Source organism: Arthrobacter sp. zg-Y1110, from assembly GCF_025244865.1.
Lineage (GTDB): Bacteria > Actinomycetota > Actinomycetes > Actinomycetales > Micrococcaceae > Arthrobacter_B.
The window spans coordinates 2,043,618-2,059,251 of sequence record NZ_CP104272.1 but is presented as its reverse complement, the minus strand read 5'-3'; the positions used below and the strand labels follow the sequence as shown (position 1 = coordinate 2,059,251).

Genomic DNA, 15,634 nt, shown 5'->3' with positions numbered 1-15,634 from the left:
CCACTAACCGGTCGGCTCGGCGGCAGCCGCAACGCGTTCCAGTGCCGCCGCCTTGCCCGGCACCCGGTGTCCGGCTTCCAGGGCCCGCTGCACGAGGTCCAGCCGGCAAGCCAGACCCGGGAGCGCCGCCAGGCGCCGCAGGGTGGAAACCGCTTCTGCGGTGCCCGCATAGAGGGCGACGTCGACGGCGGTCCGCAGCGGTGAGGTAACCGACACCGTTCCTACGTCCGCGCGGTCCGCAGGGCCCAGCAGGACCTCGTGGAGGACTGCGGTACTGAACGGCTGCAGGGCACCGGTGCGGCTGCGGCGGTCCGCCAGGACATCGAGCCGCGGCGGCCGTGGAGCGCAGCCGTAGATCCAGGCAGCCGTCAGTCTCCCCATGGTCAGCCTGCGGCGCAGCTGCACGGGCAGCTCGGCAGACGCCGCGAGGGCACGGACCACCGGGTCCGGCCGGACATCCCAGCGCACAAAGGTTCCCGCGTACACGTGCCGGAGCAACCCGTCCATCGCCATGGCCTGGAGTTCCTCGTGCCGGAACACGTCCCCGGCGGTGAACAGCGCTCCGCCCGTGGAGGTGATCTGCGGGAGGGCACCGGGGTAGGGAAAGAGCTGCGCAGGCATGCACACCAGCATGTGCAGCCTGCAGGCAAAGCGAAAGCCCCGCCCCGCCCGTTGTGGATAACGGGAGGAGCGGGGCTTTCGTGGAGCCGGTACGCGGCCTAGGCGAAGTCCTGCGCGGACTTCTGCAGCATTGCCAGCCACTGCTGGCGGGCTTCCAGGGCCTCGCGGGCGTCCGCGATCTTCTTCGCGTTGCCCGCCTTCTCGGCGTCGGCCAGGTCCTGCTCGAGGGACGCAATGGTCGCCTCCAGCTGGGACAGGGCCGAATTGGTGCGTGCCTTGGTCTCGGGGTTGCTCCGCTGCCAGTGCTCGTCTTCAGCAGCCTTCACGGCTTCCTCAACCTTGCGGATGCCGGCCTCCATGCGGCCCATATCGGCCCGGGGCACCTTGCCGGCGTCTTCCCAGCGTTCCCGGATCGACTGGAGGGCCTTGCGGGCAGCGTTCAGGTCCGTGATCGGCAGGAGGGCCTGCGCTTCCCTCAGCAGCTCTTCCTTGACTACGAGGTTCGCGGCGAATTCCTCGTCGATAACCTCGTTGGCCGCCTGGCGGGCGGCGAAGAACTGATCCTGCGCGGCACGGAAGCGGGCCCACAGGGCATCGTCATCCTTGCGGCTGGCGCGCTTGGACGCCTTCCACTCGTCCATGAGCTGCCGGTATTCGGCGGCGGTGTTGCCCCAGTCCGTTGACGTCGCCAGTTCCTCGGCGCGGGCAATGAGTGCTTCCTTCGCAGCCTTGGCGGACGAGTTTTCACTGTCCAGCTGGGAGAAGTAGGCACGGCGGTGGCGGTCGAAGACGGTGCGGGCGGAACGGAACCGCTTCCACAGGGTGTCCTCGGTGCTGCGGCCCAGGCGCGGGCCGTTCTTCTGCGCGGTCTTCCACGCATCGAACAGCTCGTTCATCCGGTTGCTGCTGGTCTTCCACTGAATCGTGGCCGGGTCCTTGGCGGCGATTTCCTCCGCCTCGGCAACAATGGCTTCACGGGCGGCAAGCTCACGGGCCTTGGCTGCCTCAGCCTCGGCGCGCTCGGCGGCCTCGGCTTCCTTGAGCGAGGCCTCGAGTGCTTCGATGCGGGCATCGAGCGCCTTGATATCGCCCACCATCTTGCGCTCGGCCACCTGCTGGGCCAGGTGCTTCAGGGTCTTGTGGATGTCCGCGGCCGGAGCCTTGACCTGCACCCGCTGCTCCAGGAGCAGCAGCTGGCTGGCGACGTCGTCGTACTTGCGCACGAAGTAGGCCAGTGCTTCTTCCTTGGAGGCGTCGGGGAACTGGCCGACGGCGGATTCCTCGCCGTCCACGATCAGGAAGACATGGCCGTCCTCCTCGACCCGCGCGAAGCGGGCGGCTTCCTCCAACGGGGTGGAGTGGGCGGCCGGGACAGCCACCACCGGCTGGGCTGCCGCGCCGGGCCGGGGGCCTACGGCGGCGGGGGAGGGCCGACGCGCCGCAAGTGCTGCGGGGCTCGGAGTGGCAGGCCGGGATGTCTCCGTAGTGGAAGGGCCTGCTGTTTCGTCGGATTTCTGACTGTCTGTCACCGCTAAAAGTCTTTCACTCGATGGATGGCAGTTTGCGAAGCCCGCGCCGCCACTTAGTTCAGGGTGAACGAGTTAATCGTCACCGGGTCTTTCGGGAAACCATCGGTCTCCCCGGAGGCTGTCCCCGAGGAAGCAATGGCCTCCAGTACGTCAAGACCTGACGTTACCTTACCCATTATCGTGTAGCCGCCGGTTTCCTGCGTTAGCGTCGAATCCTTGTAAACAATGAAGAACTGTGTGCCGTGGCTCATGACGTCGTCACCGCGGGCGACGGCGATGGTGCCGGCGGGGTAAAAGCCGTCCGCCGGCGAATTCTCCACCGGCCCCCACAGGAAGTCCTGGTCGGCCTTTCCGTCCCCGTTCGGCGAACCGCACTGGAGCACGGACGTGGATTCGGTGGCGGTCAGGCGGTGGCAGTCCTTGCCGCTGAAGTAGCCCGCATCGGCAAGCGTCTTGAAGGAGGCAACCGCCTGCGGCGCCACCGTGCCGTCCAGTTCCACGCCGATCTCGCCCTGGCCCAGCGCCAGGGACCCGGTGAAGGTCCTGCCCTCGGCGACAGAGGGATCCGGAACGTCGGGCAGCTCGGCGACGTCGGCCTGTTCCCGCAGCAGCTCCAGGTCCTTCGCCGTGGGGTCGGAACTGAACCACGCCACCTGCAGTGCAACGGCGAGGGCCAGGGCAACGACGGCGGCCGCTGCGGCGAAGAGATTGTCACGCTTGCGCCGCTTGGTACGGGCAGCGGCGAAAGCCTTCCGTGCTTCCATCCGGGCCAGCCGGCGCCTGTCTTCACGGCTGGTGCGGTTTGCTGCCACCGTTGCCTCCTGTACTGGATCGGATCGGGATCGGGCTGGGAGCGGCGCGCCGGTCTGAAACGGGGGCTGCGTCCCAAGCGGCTAAAATGAGTGCCGCACATAGTTTATGCACGCTCATGCGTGCACCGTGGCCGGGCGGGGTTCCGCCTGCGCCGTTTCGCACACCTAAGGAGTTGCCACCATGGCACGCAAGGCCTCACTGTCCGGTTTCCCCGAATGGCTACCGCAGGAGCGCCTTGTTGAACTCCATGTCCTGGACGTACTGCGCCGCACCTTTGAACTGCACGGCTTCTCCAACATCGAAACCCGGGCCGTGGAAACGGTGGGCCAGCTGCTGCGCAAGGGCGATATCGACAAAGAAGTCTACGCGCTGAGCCGGCTGCAGGCCGAAGAGGGCGAGGCGGCCGGCAAGGAAGATCCCAACCAGCTGGCCCTGCACTTCGACCTGACGGTGCCGTTTGCCCGCTACGTGGTCGAGAACGCCGGCCACCTCTCCTTCCCGTTCCGCCGCTACCAGATCCAGAAGGTCTGGCGCGGCGAGCGTCCGCAGGAAGGCCGGGCCCGCGAGTTCACGCAGGCGGATATCGACGTGGTGGGCGACGGAGAGCTGCCGTTCCGGTACGACGTCGAGCTGGCGCTGGTGATTGCCGAAGCCCTCGGCGCGCTGCCCATCCCCGAGTTTAAGATCAGGGTCAACAACCGCAAGCTGGCCGAAGGCTTCTACCGCGGCATCGGCCTGGCAGACACCGCCGGTGTGCTGCGCAGCATCGACAAGCTGGAGAAAATCGGCGCGCAGCGCGTAGCCGAGCTCCTGCAGGAAGAACTCGGTGCCACCCCCGAACAGGCCGAGGCTGCCCTGAAGCTGGCCTCCATCCGTACGGAGGACACCTCGTTCGTGGAGCAGGTCCGGGCACTGGGCGTGTCCAATGAACTGCTGGACGAAGGCCTCGATGAGCTGTTCCAGGTCATCAGCGAAGCCTCCCGCCGCGCTCCGGGCCGGGTCCTCGCAGACCTCAGCATTGCCCGCGGCCTGGACTACTACACCGGCACCGTTTACGAAACGGTCCTGGTGGGCCATGAAGCGCTCGGCTCCATCTGCTCCGGCGGCCGCTACGATTCCCTGGCCAGCAAGGGCAACCGCACCTTCCCCGGCGTCGGACTCTCCATCGGCGTCACGCGGCTGGTCATGCGCATGCTCAGCCAGGAATTCGCGCAGGCTTCGCGCAGCGTTCCCACCACCGTGCTGCTGACCCTGGCCACCGACGAGTCCTGGTCCGAAGCCCAGGACACCGCCGCCCAGCTGCGCGGCCGCGGAATTTCGGTGGAAGTGGCCCCGAAGGCGGAAAAGTTCGGCAAGCAGATCAAGTTCGCCGACCGCCGGGGCATCCCGTTTGTCTGGTTCACCGCCGAGGACGGCAGCCACGAGGTCAAGGACATCCGCACCGGCGAGCAGGTGCCGGCGGATCCCGCGCTGTGGACTCCGCCGGCCGAGGACCTCACCGTGCAGGTGACCCCTGTACAGGTGCCGTCCGCCTAGCGGCCCGGGCCGCTAGCCGCGTTCCCGGAACGCGATGGCGGCCTGCACCCGGGAGGAGACTCCCAGCTTGGCCAGGACCCGGGACACATGCGTTTTAACGGTGGTCTCGGCGATGCCCAGCCGGCGGGAAATCTGCTGGTTGGACAATCCCTCGCCGATGCAGGCCAGGACCGCTTCCTCCCGTGCGGTCAGGGACTCCGCCGGCATGGTTCCGGTAGCGGCACCGGTACCGGTAGCCGCTGCCGGAGCCGCAGCCGGTGACTGCACGAACGCGGAGATCAACCTGCCGGTGACCTCCGGGGAGAGGACACTGTCGCCGTCGGCCACGCTTTGCACTGCACGGACCAATTCGGCAGGTTCCACCGATTTCAACAGGAAACCGGCGGCGCCGGCCCGCAGCGCCGCGAAAACGTACTCGTCAATGTCGAAGGTGGTCAGCACCAGCACCGCCGCCAGCCCCTCTCCGGTGATCTCGGCGGTGGCGGCGATTCCGTCCATTCCGGGCATACGGAGGTCCATCAGGACGACGTCGGGCCGCAGGGCCCGTGCCATGCGCACGGCTCCGGCTCCGTCGGCAGCCTCGCCGACGACGGTGAAGCCGCCGATGGACTCCAGAATCATGCGCAGGCCGCCGCGGATGGCCGAGTGGTCATCCGCCAGCAGCACAGTGGCGGCGCTCAAAGCATCTCCTGGGGCTGGCGGGGCACGCGGGGGAGCACGCGTGGGAACACGGAGGCTCCGTCGGCTTCTTCTGTAGGCAGGGTGGCTTCCACGAGCCAGGCGGCATCCAGTCCCGGGGCAGGACCTGCCACCCGTCCGGCAGAGAAACTGCCGCCGAGCTGACCTGCCCGCAGTTTCATATTCCGCAGGCCCGAACCGTTTCCGGCGGCTGCGGAACTGCCGCCCTCGGAGGCAGGGAGCGCGTTGCGGATCCGCAGCTCCAGCTGCTTGTCCTGCCGCCGGACCGAGATACTCACGGGGCAGCCGGGCGCGTGCCGGACCGCGTTGGCCAGCGATTCCTGCACGATCCGATACACGCTGCTGCCCACCAGCACCGGCACCTCAACGTCGCCGGACAGATCCAGCTCCACCGGGCTTCCGGCCAGCCGGGCGGAAGCGGCCAGGGACTCCAGATGGCCCAGGCCCCCCGCGGCCGCAGCGGCTTCCGCCTGCTCCCGACTGTCCAACGGGCCGTCGGACTGGAGCAGGTCGATCATGGACCTCATTTCCCGCAGGGCGGAGACGCTTTCCGTCCGGACCTGGGCCAGCACCCTGCGGTCCAGGGCAGCGTCACCTGCCGCCAGCGCTGCGCCGGACTGCAGTGCTATGGCGGACAGATGCCCGGCAATCGCGTCGTGCAGTTCGCGCGCCATGGCTCCGCGCTCCGACGCCACGGCAACCTGCAGGTTGAGCTCGGCCAGCTGGGCGGTGCGTTCGGCCTTGAGCCGTTCCGTTTCCGCCCGCTGCCGTTCGCGTTCCGCCCTCTCGGTCTGGCGGCGCAGGGAGCCGGCCCACCAGAGCGGAACAAGGCAGACAAAAACCGCCTGGAACAAACCGAAGAGCAGGTACGGCCATCCCCGGTAGACCAGTCCTACGGAAACGGGAAGGACGACCATGCCGGTTACCGCCGCGCGCTGCACGCCGCGGCTTACACGCGGGGAGCCAAAGAGGATCCCGGCGTACAGCACCTCGAACAGGAGCAGGTAGGTAATGATTCCGCCGCCGAGCAGTGCGCCGGCACCGGTTGCCGTTCCGGTGACGGCCAGCATCAGCGGAACATTCCGGCGGCGGAACAGCAGGCCCGTACATCCCAGCACCAGGACCGGTACCCAGGCCCAGCCCGGTGCGCCCGGAATCGGCGGGAACAGACCTGCGGCGTTCACCCCGAGGAGTTTCAGCACGGTACCGCCCACCAGATAGCCGGCGGCAGCGGCGGCGCCGGAAGGCCAGATTCCGTTCCCGGTGCCCTGGTTTGGGGTTCTTTGCATGGGTTCAGCCTAAATGAGCGGCGTTCCCCTGGGCCCGGGCGGCGGGCTATGTCCTCCAAAGGGATGACGGAAGGCACCCTCGCGGTGGCACCTTTCGCCGACGACACCGGGTTTTCCGCACGGAAGGCTGGGGTCATGGACATCCTCGTGTATTTGATCATCGGCTCAGAGATCGGTTTCTGGGTCCTGCTGGCGGCCGGCCTGGGAGCCCGCTACCTGCTTCACCGCCGCCGGCTGGGCCTGCTGCTGCTCGCCTGCGTTCCGCTGCTCGACGTCGTGCTTTTGGCGGCATCCGCCGCTGACCTGGCACTGGGCGGACGGGCCGAGTCCATCCACGGCCTTGCGGCGTTCTACCTTGGCTTCAGCGTCGCCTTCGGCCGCAGCCTGATCCGGTGGGCGGATGTACGGGTTGCCCACCGGTTTGCCGGGGGACCGGCACCCGTGAAGCCGGGGAAGGGGACGCCGGAGTATCGCCGGTCATTGTGGGTGGAATACGGCCGCGTCCTGCTGGCCACCGGGATTGCCGTCGCCGTCCTGGTGGGCATGATCGGGATCGTGGCCGCACCCGGGGAAGCGGAGGTGCTGTGGGACTGGGTGAAGCGGGCCGGCCTGGTCGCAGGGATCTGGCTGCTGGCCGGTCCGGTGTACGGAATGTTTGAAACCGCTCCCCGGGAACGTGCCGGCCGCCGCTGACCTGGTGAATGGCGGTCCAAGGCATCAGGCCCCTAGGCTTTAACCATGCCTGTTGACCTGCTTCCCACCCCGCCCTGCGCCGAACTCCACCTCCACATCGAGGGAACACTGGAACCGGAGCTGATCTTCGAACTGGCCGCCCGCAACGGCCTGGACCTGCCCTACGACAGCCTCGAGGACCTCCGTGCGCGGTACCGGTTCACGGACCTGCAGTCCTTCCTGGACCTCTACTACTCCAATATGGATGTGCTGCGGACCGAGGCGGACTTCACCGACATGACCCGTGCCTACCTGCGCCGTGCAGCGGCGGCCGGGGTGCGGCACGTGGAAATGATGATGGATCCGCAGGCGCACCTTGTCCGAGGCGTCCCACTGAGCGTCTCCGTGGGTGGCGTCTGGGCGGCTTTGGCCCGCAGCGAGGAAGAGTTCGGGATCTCCACGGAGCTGATTGCCGCGTTCCTGCGCGACCACCCGGTAGCCGAAGCGCTGGAGGTGCTGGAGGAACTGCTGGCCATGGACGCGCCCATCATCGGAATCGGCCTGGACTCCGCGGAAGTGGGCAACCCGCCGTCGTCGTTCATCGAGCTGTACCGGCGTGCCCGGGAGGCAGGGCTGCGGAGCGTAGCCCACGCAGGCGAGGAGGGTCCGTCCTCCTACATCGAGGAGGCGCTGGACCTGCTTCAGGCGGACCGCATCGACCACGGCATCCGCTGCCTGGATGACCCGGACCTGGTGGACCGGCTGGTCCGCGATCAGGTGCCGCTGACCGTCTGCCCGCTGTCCAATGTGCGGCTGCAGGCGGTGTCAGCCCTGGCTGAGCATCCCTTGCCGCGGATGCTTGAGCACGGGCTGAACATTTCCGTGAACTCGGATGACCCGGCCTACTTTGACGGCTACGTGGATGACAATTTCCGGGCGGTACAGGAAACCTTCGGGCTCAGCAGGGCGCAGCTTGCCCGGTTGGCCGCCAACTCGATTGAAGCCTCGTTCGCCTCTGCCGGACGCCGCGCCGAACTGCTGGGTGAGGTCCGTGCGTGGGAGGCAGCCGGGGCCTAGGTGGGCGCCGGCCCCTGGACGAGGCTAGAACGGCGGCGTCCTGGGGGTCCGCGGCCGCCGGAAACTCAACCGGACCACGAGCCCCGCCACCAGGATGATCAGTGCCAGGCTGATGGACACCGGCGGCAGGGCGAGTGCCAGCAGCAGCGCCCCCACCGCCCCGGCCAGGTTCAGGACCCGGGGTGCGTAGCGCGTGCGGTCCTTCACTGTGAAAGCACACACGGTGGTGATGGCCGCGTAGAACAGCAGGGCGAAGGACGCCATCCCCAGCAGCGCGTCCAGATCCCCGAGCAGCACAAGCAGCAGCACGACGGCGGCGGCCGCGGCTTCGGCGGCCCAAGGGGTCTGCCCGCGGCCGAAGCGGGATTCCCTCGACGCACCAAAGAAGGACGGAAGGTCACGGTCGGCGGCCATGTCGGAGGCTGTCCGGCCTGCCGATTCCAGCAGCGACCACAGGCCGCCCAGGGCAGCGGCGGCAACGGCAAGGATGACGGCACCCGTGCCCACGCCCGCGCCCACGCTCTCCAGGGGTTCAAGCAGGGGAGCGGTCTCGGCGGACAGGGCAGCCGCTCCGTAGTAGGCCAGCATTGATGAACCCATGAACCAATACAGTCCGAAGGCCACGGCAATGGCAGCGGGGATCGCGATGGGCAGGTTGCGTGAGGGATTGCGCACACCGGACCCCAGCGTGGCCAGCCGCGTGTACCCGGAGAAAATAAAGAACAGCAGTCCGGCGGCCTGCAGCACGCCCGAGGCGGAAGCCTCAATCTCCGCACCCACCCGCACCGGCTGGTGAGGCGCCTCGTTGAAGAGCACCACCACCGTGAAGGCCAGGACGCTGAAGACAAAGGCCACTATGAAGCGGGTGACCCAGGAACCCCTGTTCACTCCCAGCAGGTTCACCGCAGCCATGACAATCACGGCTCCCGCCGCGCCGGCCCGGGGATGCTCAGGGAAGACATACGCCCCGAACGCGAGGGCCAGGACAGCCGAGGAAAGCAGCAACGCCCAGATCAGGGTCCAGCCGGAAAGGAAACCGCTGTACGGCCCCAGGAGGATCCGCGCGGCTGTCCGCGCCGTGGCGTCTCCGCCCCGGTCCTCGGGGAGCCGGCGCGAAACGGCCCTGCTGAGCTGGAAGGTGGAGAGCCCGCAGAGGAAGGCCACAACAGCGGCTATGCCGAGGCCCGCGCCCAGCGCCGGTCCTGCAGCGGCCGCAGCCGGAGCGAAGGCGACGAACGCGCCCGCACCGACGATGGAGCCTAGGCCGGCAGTGGTGGCATCAAAGCCGCCCAGGGGAACACGCGGCTGGGTAGTGCCGGACAACAGGCTTATCCAATCGGTAGGTACATGGCGGGGTGGGGGTCGGTTCACCGGTAAACTCTCAAGGAGACCGTGTATTTACAATGGGCGGAAACAGTGGTTTCCGCAAGTTTTTCGAAAGGACAGCTGTGCTGCGCACTCATGCCCTTGGTTCCCTGAGGGCCGAGCATATTGGACAGACCGTTACTCTCGCAGGATGGGTCGCCCGACGGCGCGACCACGGCGGCGTTGCCTTCCTCGACCTCCGCGATGCCTCGGGTGTGGCGCAGGTTGTGGTGCGTGAAGAGGATGTCTTCCACGGGCTGCGCAACGAGTACGTCCTGCAGATCACCGGCACCGTGCAGAAGCGGCCCGAGGGTAACGAGAACCCGGCCCTGGCCACGGGCGAAGTCGAGGTGATCGCGGACGACGTCGTCATCCTGAACACTTCAGACCCGCTGCCGTTCCAGATCGACGAGCACGTGGAGGTCGGCGAGGAAGCACGCCTGCGCCACCGTTACCTGGACCTCCGCCGCCCGGCACCGGCCGCGGCCATGCGCCTGCGCTCGGAAGCCAACCGCGTGGCCCGTGAACTGCTGCACGATGAAGGCTTCGTGGAAATCGAAACCCCCACGCTGACCCGGTCCACCCCTGAGGGTGCCCGCGACTTCGTGGTTCCCGCACGCCTGGCCCCGGGTTCCTGGTACGCCCTGCCGCAGTCCCCGCAGCTGTTCAAGCAGCTGCTGCAGGTTGGCGGCTTCGAGAAGTACTACCAGATTGCCCGCTGCTACCGCGATGAGGACTTCCGCGCGGACCGCCAGCCGGAGTTCACGCAGCTGGACATTGAAGCCAGCTTCGTTGAGGAAGACGACATCATCGCCCTGGGCGAGCAGATCGTGAAGTCGCTGTGGAAGCTGATCGGCGTCGAGATCAGCACCCCCATCCCGCGCATGACCTACGCCGATGCCATGGCCCGCTACGGTTCCGACAAGCCGGACCTGCGGTTCGGCCTGGAACTCACCGAGCTGACCGAATTCTTCAAGGACACCACCTTCCGCGTCTTCCAGGCTCCCTACGTGGGTGCCGTGGTGATGCCGGGCGGTGCCTCCCAGGCACGCCGCACCCTTGATGCCTGGCAGGAATGGGCCAAGCAGCGCGGCGCGAAGGGCCTGGCCTACGTGCTGATCCAGGAAGACGGCACGCTGACCGGACCGGTCGCCAAGAACCTGACCGACTTCGAGCGGGAGAACCTCGCCGAAAAGGTGGGCGCCAAGCCCGGTGACTGCATCTTCTTCGGTGCCGGCGAAAAGAGCGAGGCACGTGCCCTGCTCGGCGCCGCACGCGTGGAGATCGGCCACCGCACCGGCCTGATCGATCCCAAGGACTGGGCCTTCGTCTGGGTGGTTGACGCACCCATGTTCGAGCCGGCGTCGGCCGCAGTTGCCGCCGGCGACGTGGCTGTGGGCGGCGGGGCCTGGACGGCCGTGCACCACGCCTTCACCTCGCCCAAGCCCGAATTCATGGATACCTTCGACACGGATCCCGAGTCGGCAGTGGCCTACGCCTACGACATTGTCTGCAACGGCAACGAAATCGGCGGCGGTTCCATCCGTATCCACCAGCGCGACGTGCAGGAACGCGTCTTCAAGGTCATGGGCCTTTCGCAGGAAGACGCCCAGGAAAAGTTCGGGTTCCTGCTCGAAGGCTTCAAGTACGGCGCACCGCCCCACGGCGGCATCGCGTTCGGCTGGGACCGCGTAGTGGCCCTGCTGGCCGGCACCGAGTCGATCCGCGACGTCATCGCCTTCCCGAAGTCCGGCGGCGGCTACGACCCGCTGACGCAGGCTCCGGCACCGATCACGCCGCAGCAGCGCAAGGAAGCCGGCGTGGACTTCAAGCCTGAGGCGAAGAAGGACAAGGAAGCAGCCGCGAAGGAAGCATAGCTTCCCGCCGCAGGTACGGTACCCGGTCGCAGCATGCGGCCGGGTACCGTGCTTTAACCGTGTTTTGACATGCCCGCTTCCGCTGGACAGTCCGGCACCGGCACCCGATAGTGTTTGGGCATGAGAGATCGCTGGTTCAAGCAGGTGGACGTATTCGGCACGAAGCCCTATCTGGGCAACCCGGTGGCCGTGGTGCTGGATGCCGACGGCGTTTCCGACGCCGCCATGGCCTCCTTTGCCCGGTGGACCAACCTGTCCGAGACAACGTTCGTGCTGCCGCCCACCCAGGAAGGCGCCGACTACAGGGTCCGCATTTTCACGCCCGGGGGAGAGATCCCCTTCGCCGGGCACCCCACGCTGGGCACCTGCCACGCCTGGCTCGAAGCCGGCAACATCCCGCATTACCCCGGCGTGGTGATTTCCGAATGCGAAGTGGGCCTGGTGACCCTGCACGCCTCGGCCGGGATGGCCGCGTTCGGCGCACCGCCGCTGATCCGCTCGGGCGAGCTGGAGGAAGCCGTGCTGAAGCAGGCGGTGGACGCCCTCGGGATTACCCGGGACCAGGTCTCCGCCTCGAACTGGATCGACAACGGTCCCGGCTGGCTGGGTCTGCTCCTGAAGGATGCCGAAACCGTGCTGTCCCTGACGCCGGATCCGGCAGCTATGGGCTCCCTGGCCGTGGGAGTCATCGGCCCGCAGCCCGACGGCGGCGAAACGGACTTCGAAGTCCGCGCCTTCGCGCCCGGCCACGGGGTGCGGGAGGATCCCGTCACCGGCAGCCTCAATGCCGGACTGGCGCAGTGGCTGATCGGAGCCGGACTCGCACCGGAGCGCTACACCGTCACGCAGGGCACCGTGCTGGAGCGTTCCGGACTGGTGCGGATCTTTACCCGGGACCGGAAGATCTGGGTCGGCGGGGAAACCGCCACCTGCATCGACGGCACCGTAAAGCTGTAGGCGGCGGGAATGTTGACGCTGGGGTCCCTTCCGCACGCCGTCGTCGGCGCGCCCATGGCCGGCGGGCCGTCCACTCCGGCGCTGGCAGCGGCGGTCAGCAACGCCGGAGGCCTGGGGTTCCTCGCGGCAGGCTATAAAAGCGCTGAGGCTCTGGCCGGGGAAATCACGGCGACCCGGGCGCTGACCGGCCGGCCGTTCGGAGTAAACCTCTTCGTGCCGGATGCCGCGAACACCGGCGGTTCCGGAACATCCCGGCAGGTCGCTGCCGCCCTGGCCTACCGGGAGCAGCTGGCCCGGGACTATCCGCCGGAGCTGCTGCCGCTGCCGGACCCGGAGGACGACGACGGATGGGATGCCAAGCTCGAACTGGTCCTCCGCCTGCAGGTACCCGTGGTGTCCTTTACCTTCGGCCTGCCCGGCGGAGACGTTATTACTGCGCTCCGGGAGGCAGGCACCGCCGTCGCCGTCACCGTGACCACCGCACGGGAAGCGGAGCTGGCCGTTGCGGCAGGTGCACGGATGCTGTGCCTGCAGGGACCGGCGGCCGGCGGTCACCGCGGAACCTTCGACGCCGCGGCGGAACCGTCCGCGCAGTCGTTGGATGAGCTGGTGCGTGCGGTCCGGGACGCCGTCAATGACGATGTTGAACTCATTGCCGCCGGAGGCATCAGCACTCCTGCACAGGTCCGGACCCTGCGGGCTGCCGGGGCCGACGCCGTGCAGGTCGGCACCGCGCTGCTGTTGAGCCCGGAGGCCGGGACCGCGGCCGTGCACCGGGCGGCCCTGCAGGACCCGCAGTTTACGCAGACCGCACTGACCCGGGCCTTTTCCGGCCGCACCGCACGGGGACTGGCCAACCGGTTCATGGCCGAACACCCGCACGCTCCGGCCGCCTACCCGCTGGTCAACCAGGTCACCAAGGGGCTCAGGGCACAGGCGGCAGCGTCGGGGAATCCGCACGGCACCAGCCTCTGGGCCGGAACCGGTTACCACTCGGCACTGCCGGAGCCGGCCGCCGCCATAGTCGCGCGGCTGGGTGCGCGGTAACCGTTCCTAGGGCAGGCTGATCCGGACAAACACCGACGCCGCATCCCGGGCCGCCTGCGCCAGCACCGCCGCTTTCGGGTCAGGTACGTCCAGCGGGCGCAGCCGGGGCAGCCCGGCCCAGCGGGCAAACTCCCGCCGGCCGGCAACCTGCTCGGCCAGCATCCGGTCGCCGCCGAAAACCAGGTACTCCGGGGTGGCGCTGCTGAACACGGCCGCTGCCTGCTCCGCGGCGATGGCTGCCAACGCGTCGGCTGCGTTGGCCCGGCGGCTGTTGGGCGACCCCGTTTTCGAGCCCAGCAGGCGGCCTTCCCGGGCAACGCCCACGGCATATCCGCCGCGGCGGACCAGCACCAGGCCCAGGGTCCGGGCCTGCCCGGCCAGCGAAGCGAGGCGTTCGACGTCGTTGGTTCCCCGCCCGGGGCGGCCGTCGGCAGGCCACGGGCCCAACAGCTCGGCCTCGGCGCCGGACGCAGCACGGACCCGGACACCCTCATTCCCGGGGACAAACTCCAGTGCACCCTGGCCCGCTTCGAACCGTTCCAGCCAGCCAACCAGCCGCTCTGCCGGAACATAGGTGGTGCGCGAGGCAGGCATGGCCGGGTCTGCTTTCAACGAAAAGCGGGGTGGACCTGCTCAGGTTACGGCACGAGTAGCCTTGAAGCGTGAATGGTTTGCCGGGGAATGATTTGTTCAGCGTAGACGGAGACGACGACGCAGAGTTCGACGACGCCGGGGCAGCCCCGGGCACGAGAGTGCGGCCGCGCAGCCCCCTGGCTGTGCGGATGCGCCCGCGCACGGTGGACGAGGTGGTGGGACAGCAGCACCTGCTCGGCCCCGGCTCCCCGCTGCGCACGCTGGCTTCCTCCGCCGATGAACGCAACCCCGCCGGACCTTCCTCGGTCATGCTGTGGGGGCCGCCCGGCACCGGCAAGACCACTTTGGCGCACGTCGTCGCCCGGGGTGCCGGGCGCAAGTTCGTGGAACTCTCCGCCATCACGGCAGGCGTCAAGGATGTCCGACGGGTCATGGAGCAGGCCCTGACGGACCGGGACCTGCACGGCGTCACCACCATCCTCTTCCTGGACGAGATCCACCGCTTCAACAAGGCCCAGCAGGATGCCCTGCTGCCCGGGGTGGAAAACCGGTGGGTGGTCCTGATGGCCGCCACCACGGAAAACCCGTCCTTTTCCGTGGTTTCCCCGCTGCTGTCCCGGTCGCTGCTGCTGACACTGAAACCGCTGACCGAGGAGGACATCGCCGCCCTGCTCCAACGCGCCGTCGAGGATGAACGGGGGCTGGCCGGACGGGTCACGCTTAGCTCCGAGGCGCTGGAGCACCTGGTCCGGCTGGCGGCAGGGGACGCCCGACGCGGCCTGACCGCGCTCGAGGCCGCCGCCGGCGTCGCCTACTCCGAAAAAGCGGACGACGACGATATCCCCGAAGTGACCCTGAAACACGCCGAAGAGGCACTGGACGTTGCGGCGCTGCGCTACGACCGCGCGGGTGACCAGCACTACGACATCACCAGCGCGTTCATCAAGTCCCTCCGGGGATCCGACGTCGACGCCGCCCTGCACTACCTGGCCCGCATGCTGGAATCGGGGGAGGACCCCCGGTTCATTTCCCGGCGGTTGATCATCTCGGCATCGGAGGACGTGGGAATGGCGGACCCGACCGCGCTGCAGACCGCCGTCGCGGCTGCCCAGGCCGTCCAGCTGATCGGCATGCCCGAAGGGCGGATCATCCTGGCGGAGGCGGTGGTGCATATTGCCACCGCACCGAAATCCAACGCTGCCTACAACGGCATCAACGCGGCCATCGCCGATGTGCGGGCCGGGCGCGGGCAGGGCGTTCCGTCCCATCTGCGCGATGCCCACTACCCGGGCGCGAAGCAGCTGGGACACGGCAAGGGGTACATCTATTCGCATGACTCCCCGCACGGCGTCGCACGCCAGCAGTACGCGCCGGATGACCTGGTCGGAAAAAACTACTACGAACCCACCGGCAACGGAGTGGAGCGCGACATTTCCGCCAGGCTGGAGCGGCTTCGGGGAATCATCCGGGGCGAGAAGTCCTGACCGGCCCGGCTGTTCCTGCCGGCCGGCCCCGCAGTGCGTGTTAGCATTGATGGTTGACTGGCAAGCCGGTTGTC

14 protein-coding genes are annotated in these 15,634 nt (G+C 68.1%); 7 read left to right on the top strand and 7 right to left on the bottom strand.

Features of this window, described 5'->3' with window-relative positions:
* Positions 1 to 3: 3 nt before the first annotated feature.
* From N2K99_RS09500 to N2K99_RS09490, 3 genes are all read right to left on the bottom strand, one after another.
* Positions 4 to 621 (bottom strand): type IV toxin-antitoxin system AbiEi family antitoxin, encoded by a 618-nt coding sequence (locus N2K99_RS09500; protein WP_227921299.1) that lies wholly within the window; start codon positions 619 to 621, stop codon positions 4 to 6.
* 98 nt (positions 622 to 719) lie between these two features.
* Positions 720 to 2,150 (bottom strand): DUF349 domain-containing protein, encoded by a 1,431-nt coding sequence (locus N2K99_RS09495; protein WP_227933608.1) that lies wholly within the window; start codon positions 2,148 to 2,150, stop codon positions 720 to 722.
* Between the two features lie 53 nt (positions 2,151 to 2,203).
* The gene (locus tag N2K99_RS09490) at positions 2,204 to 2,962 is read right to left on the bottom strand and encodes a peptidylprolyl isomerase (protein WP_227933607.1); all 759 of its coding nucleotides are present in this window, start codon (positions 2,960 to 2,962) and stop codon (positions 2,204 to 2,206) included.
* Positions 2,963 to 3,143: 181 nt separating this feature from the next.
* Here N2K99_RS09490 and hisS point away from each other — a divergent pair, with 181 nt between their 5' ends.
* Entirely contained in the window at positions 3,144 to 4,499 is a 1,356-nt protein-coding gene (gene hisS / locus N2K99_RS09485) for a histidine--tRNA ligase (protein WP_227933606.1), read from the top strand.
* Between the two features lie 12 nt (positions 4,500 to 4,511).
* Here the strand turns inward: hisS and N2K99_RS09480 are convergent, their stop codons facing one another.
* Entirely contained in the window at positions 4,512 to 5,120 is a 609-nt protein-coding gene (locus tag N2K99_RS09480; protein ID WP_231711853.1) for a response regulator transcription factor, read from the bottom strand.
* A 56-nt stretch (positions 5,121 to 5,176) separates the two neighbouring features.
* Positions 5,177 to 6,487, bottom strand: a complete 1,311-nt coding sequence (locus tag N2K99_RS09475; RefSeq protein ID WP_227933604.1) for a sensor histidine kinase — start codon at positions 6,485 to 6,487, stop codon at positions 5,177 to 5,179.
* 48 nt (positions 6,488 to 6,535) lie between these two features.
* On the opposite strand from N2K99_RS09475, the gene N2K99_RS09470 reads away from it, so the two are divergent.
* Positions 6,536 to 7,180: a hypothetical protein gene (locus N2K99_RS09470; protein ID WP_227921317.1), complete on the top strand. Its 645-nt coding sequence runs from the start codon at positions 6,536 to 6,538 to the stop codon at positions 7,178 to 7,180.
* Positions 7,181 to 7,225: 45 nt separating this feature from the next.
* Positions 7,226 to 8,236 (top strand): adenosine deaminase, encoded by a 1,011-nt coding sequence (locus N2K99_RS09465; protein ID WP_227921320.1) that lies wholly within the window; start codon positions 7,226 to 7,228, stop codon positions 8,234 to 8,236.
* Positions 8,237 to 8,260: 24 nt separating this feature from the next.
* Here N2K99_RS09465 and N2K99_RS09460 read toward each other — a convergent pair whose 3' ends face one another.
* Positions 8,261 to 9,607 (bottom strand): APC family permease, encoded by a 1,347-nt coding sequence (locus tag N2K99_RS09460; RefSeq protein ID WP_227933603.1) that lies wholly within the window; start codon positions 9,605 to 9,607, stop codon positions 8,261 to 8,263.
* A 77-nt stretch (positions 9,608 to 9,684) separates the two neighbouring features.
* Between N2K99_RS09460 and aspS the strand changes: the two genes are divergently transcribed.
* The 3 genes from aspS to N2K99_RS09445 all read left to right on the top strand — a co-directional run bounded on the left by aspS (position 9,685) and on the right by N2K99_RS09445 (position 13,482).
* Positions 9,685 to 11,478 (top strand): aspartate--tRNA ligase, encoded by a 1,794-nt coding sequence (gene aspS, locus N2K99_RS09455; protein WP_227921325.1) that lies wholly within the window; start codon positions 9,685 to 9,687, stop codon positions 11,476 to 11,478.
* A gap of 120 nt (positions 11,479 to 11,598) precedes the next feature.
* The gene (locus N2K99_RS09450; protein WP_227921328.1) at positions 11,599 to 12,435 is read left to right on the top strand and encodes a PhzF family phenazine biosynthesis protein; all 837 of its coding nucleotides are present in this window, start codon (positions 11,599 to 11,601) and stop codon (positions 12,433 to 12,435) included.
* A gap of 9 nt (positions 12,436 to 12,444) precedes the next feature.
* Positions 12,445 to 13,482, top strand: coding sequence for a nitronate monooxygenase family protein (locus N2K99_RS09445; protein WP_227933602.1), 1,038 nt, complete (start codon positions 12,445 to 12,447; stop codon positions 13,480 to 13,482).
* A gap of 6 nt (positions 13,483 to 13,488) precedes the next feature.
* On the opposite strand, the gene N2K99_RS09440 is transcribed toward N2K99_RS09445, so the two are convergent.
* The gene (locus tag N2K99_RS09440; protein ID WP_227933601.1) at positions 13,489 to 14,076 is read right to left on the bottom strand and encodes a Vms1/Ankzf1 family peptidyl-tRNA hydrolase; all 588 of its coding nucleotides are present in this window, start codon (positions 14,074 to 14,076) and stop codon (positions 13,489 to 13,491) included.
* A gap of 92 nt (positions 14,077 to 14,168) precedes the next feature.
* Here N2K99_RS09440 and N2K99_RS09435 point away from each other — a divergent pair, with 92 nt between their 5' ends.
* Complete coding sequence (locus N2K99_RS09435; protein ID WP_227933600.1) at positions 14,169 to 15,560, top strand: replication-associated recombination protein A; 1,392 nt, start codon at positions 14,169 to 14,171, stop codon at positions 15,558 to 15,560.
* Positions 15,561 to 15,634 lie beyond the last annotated feature (74 nt).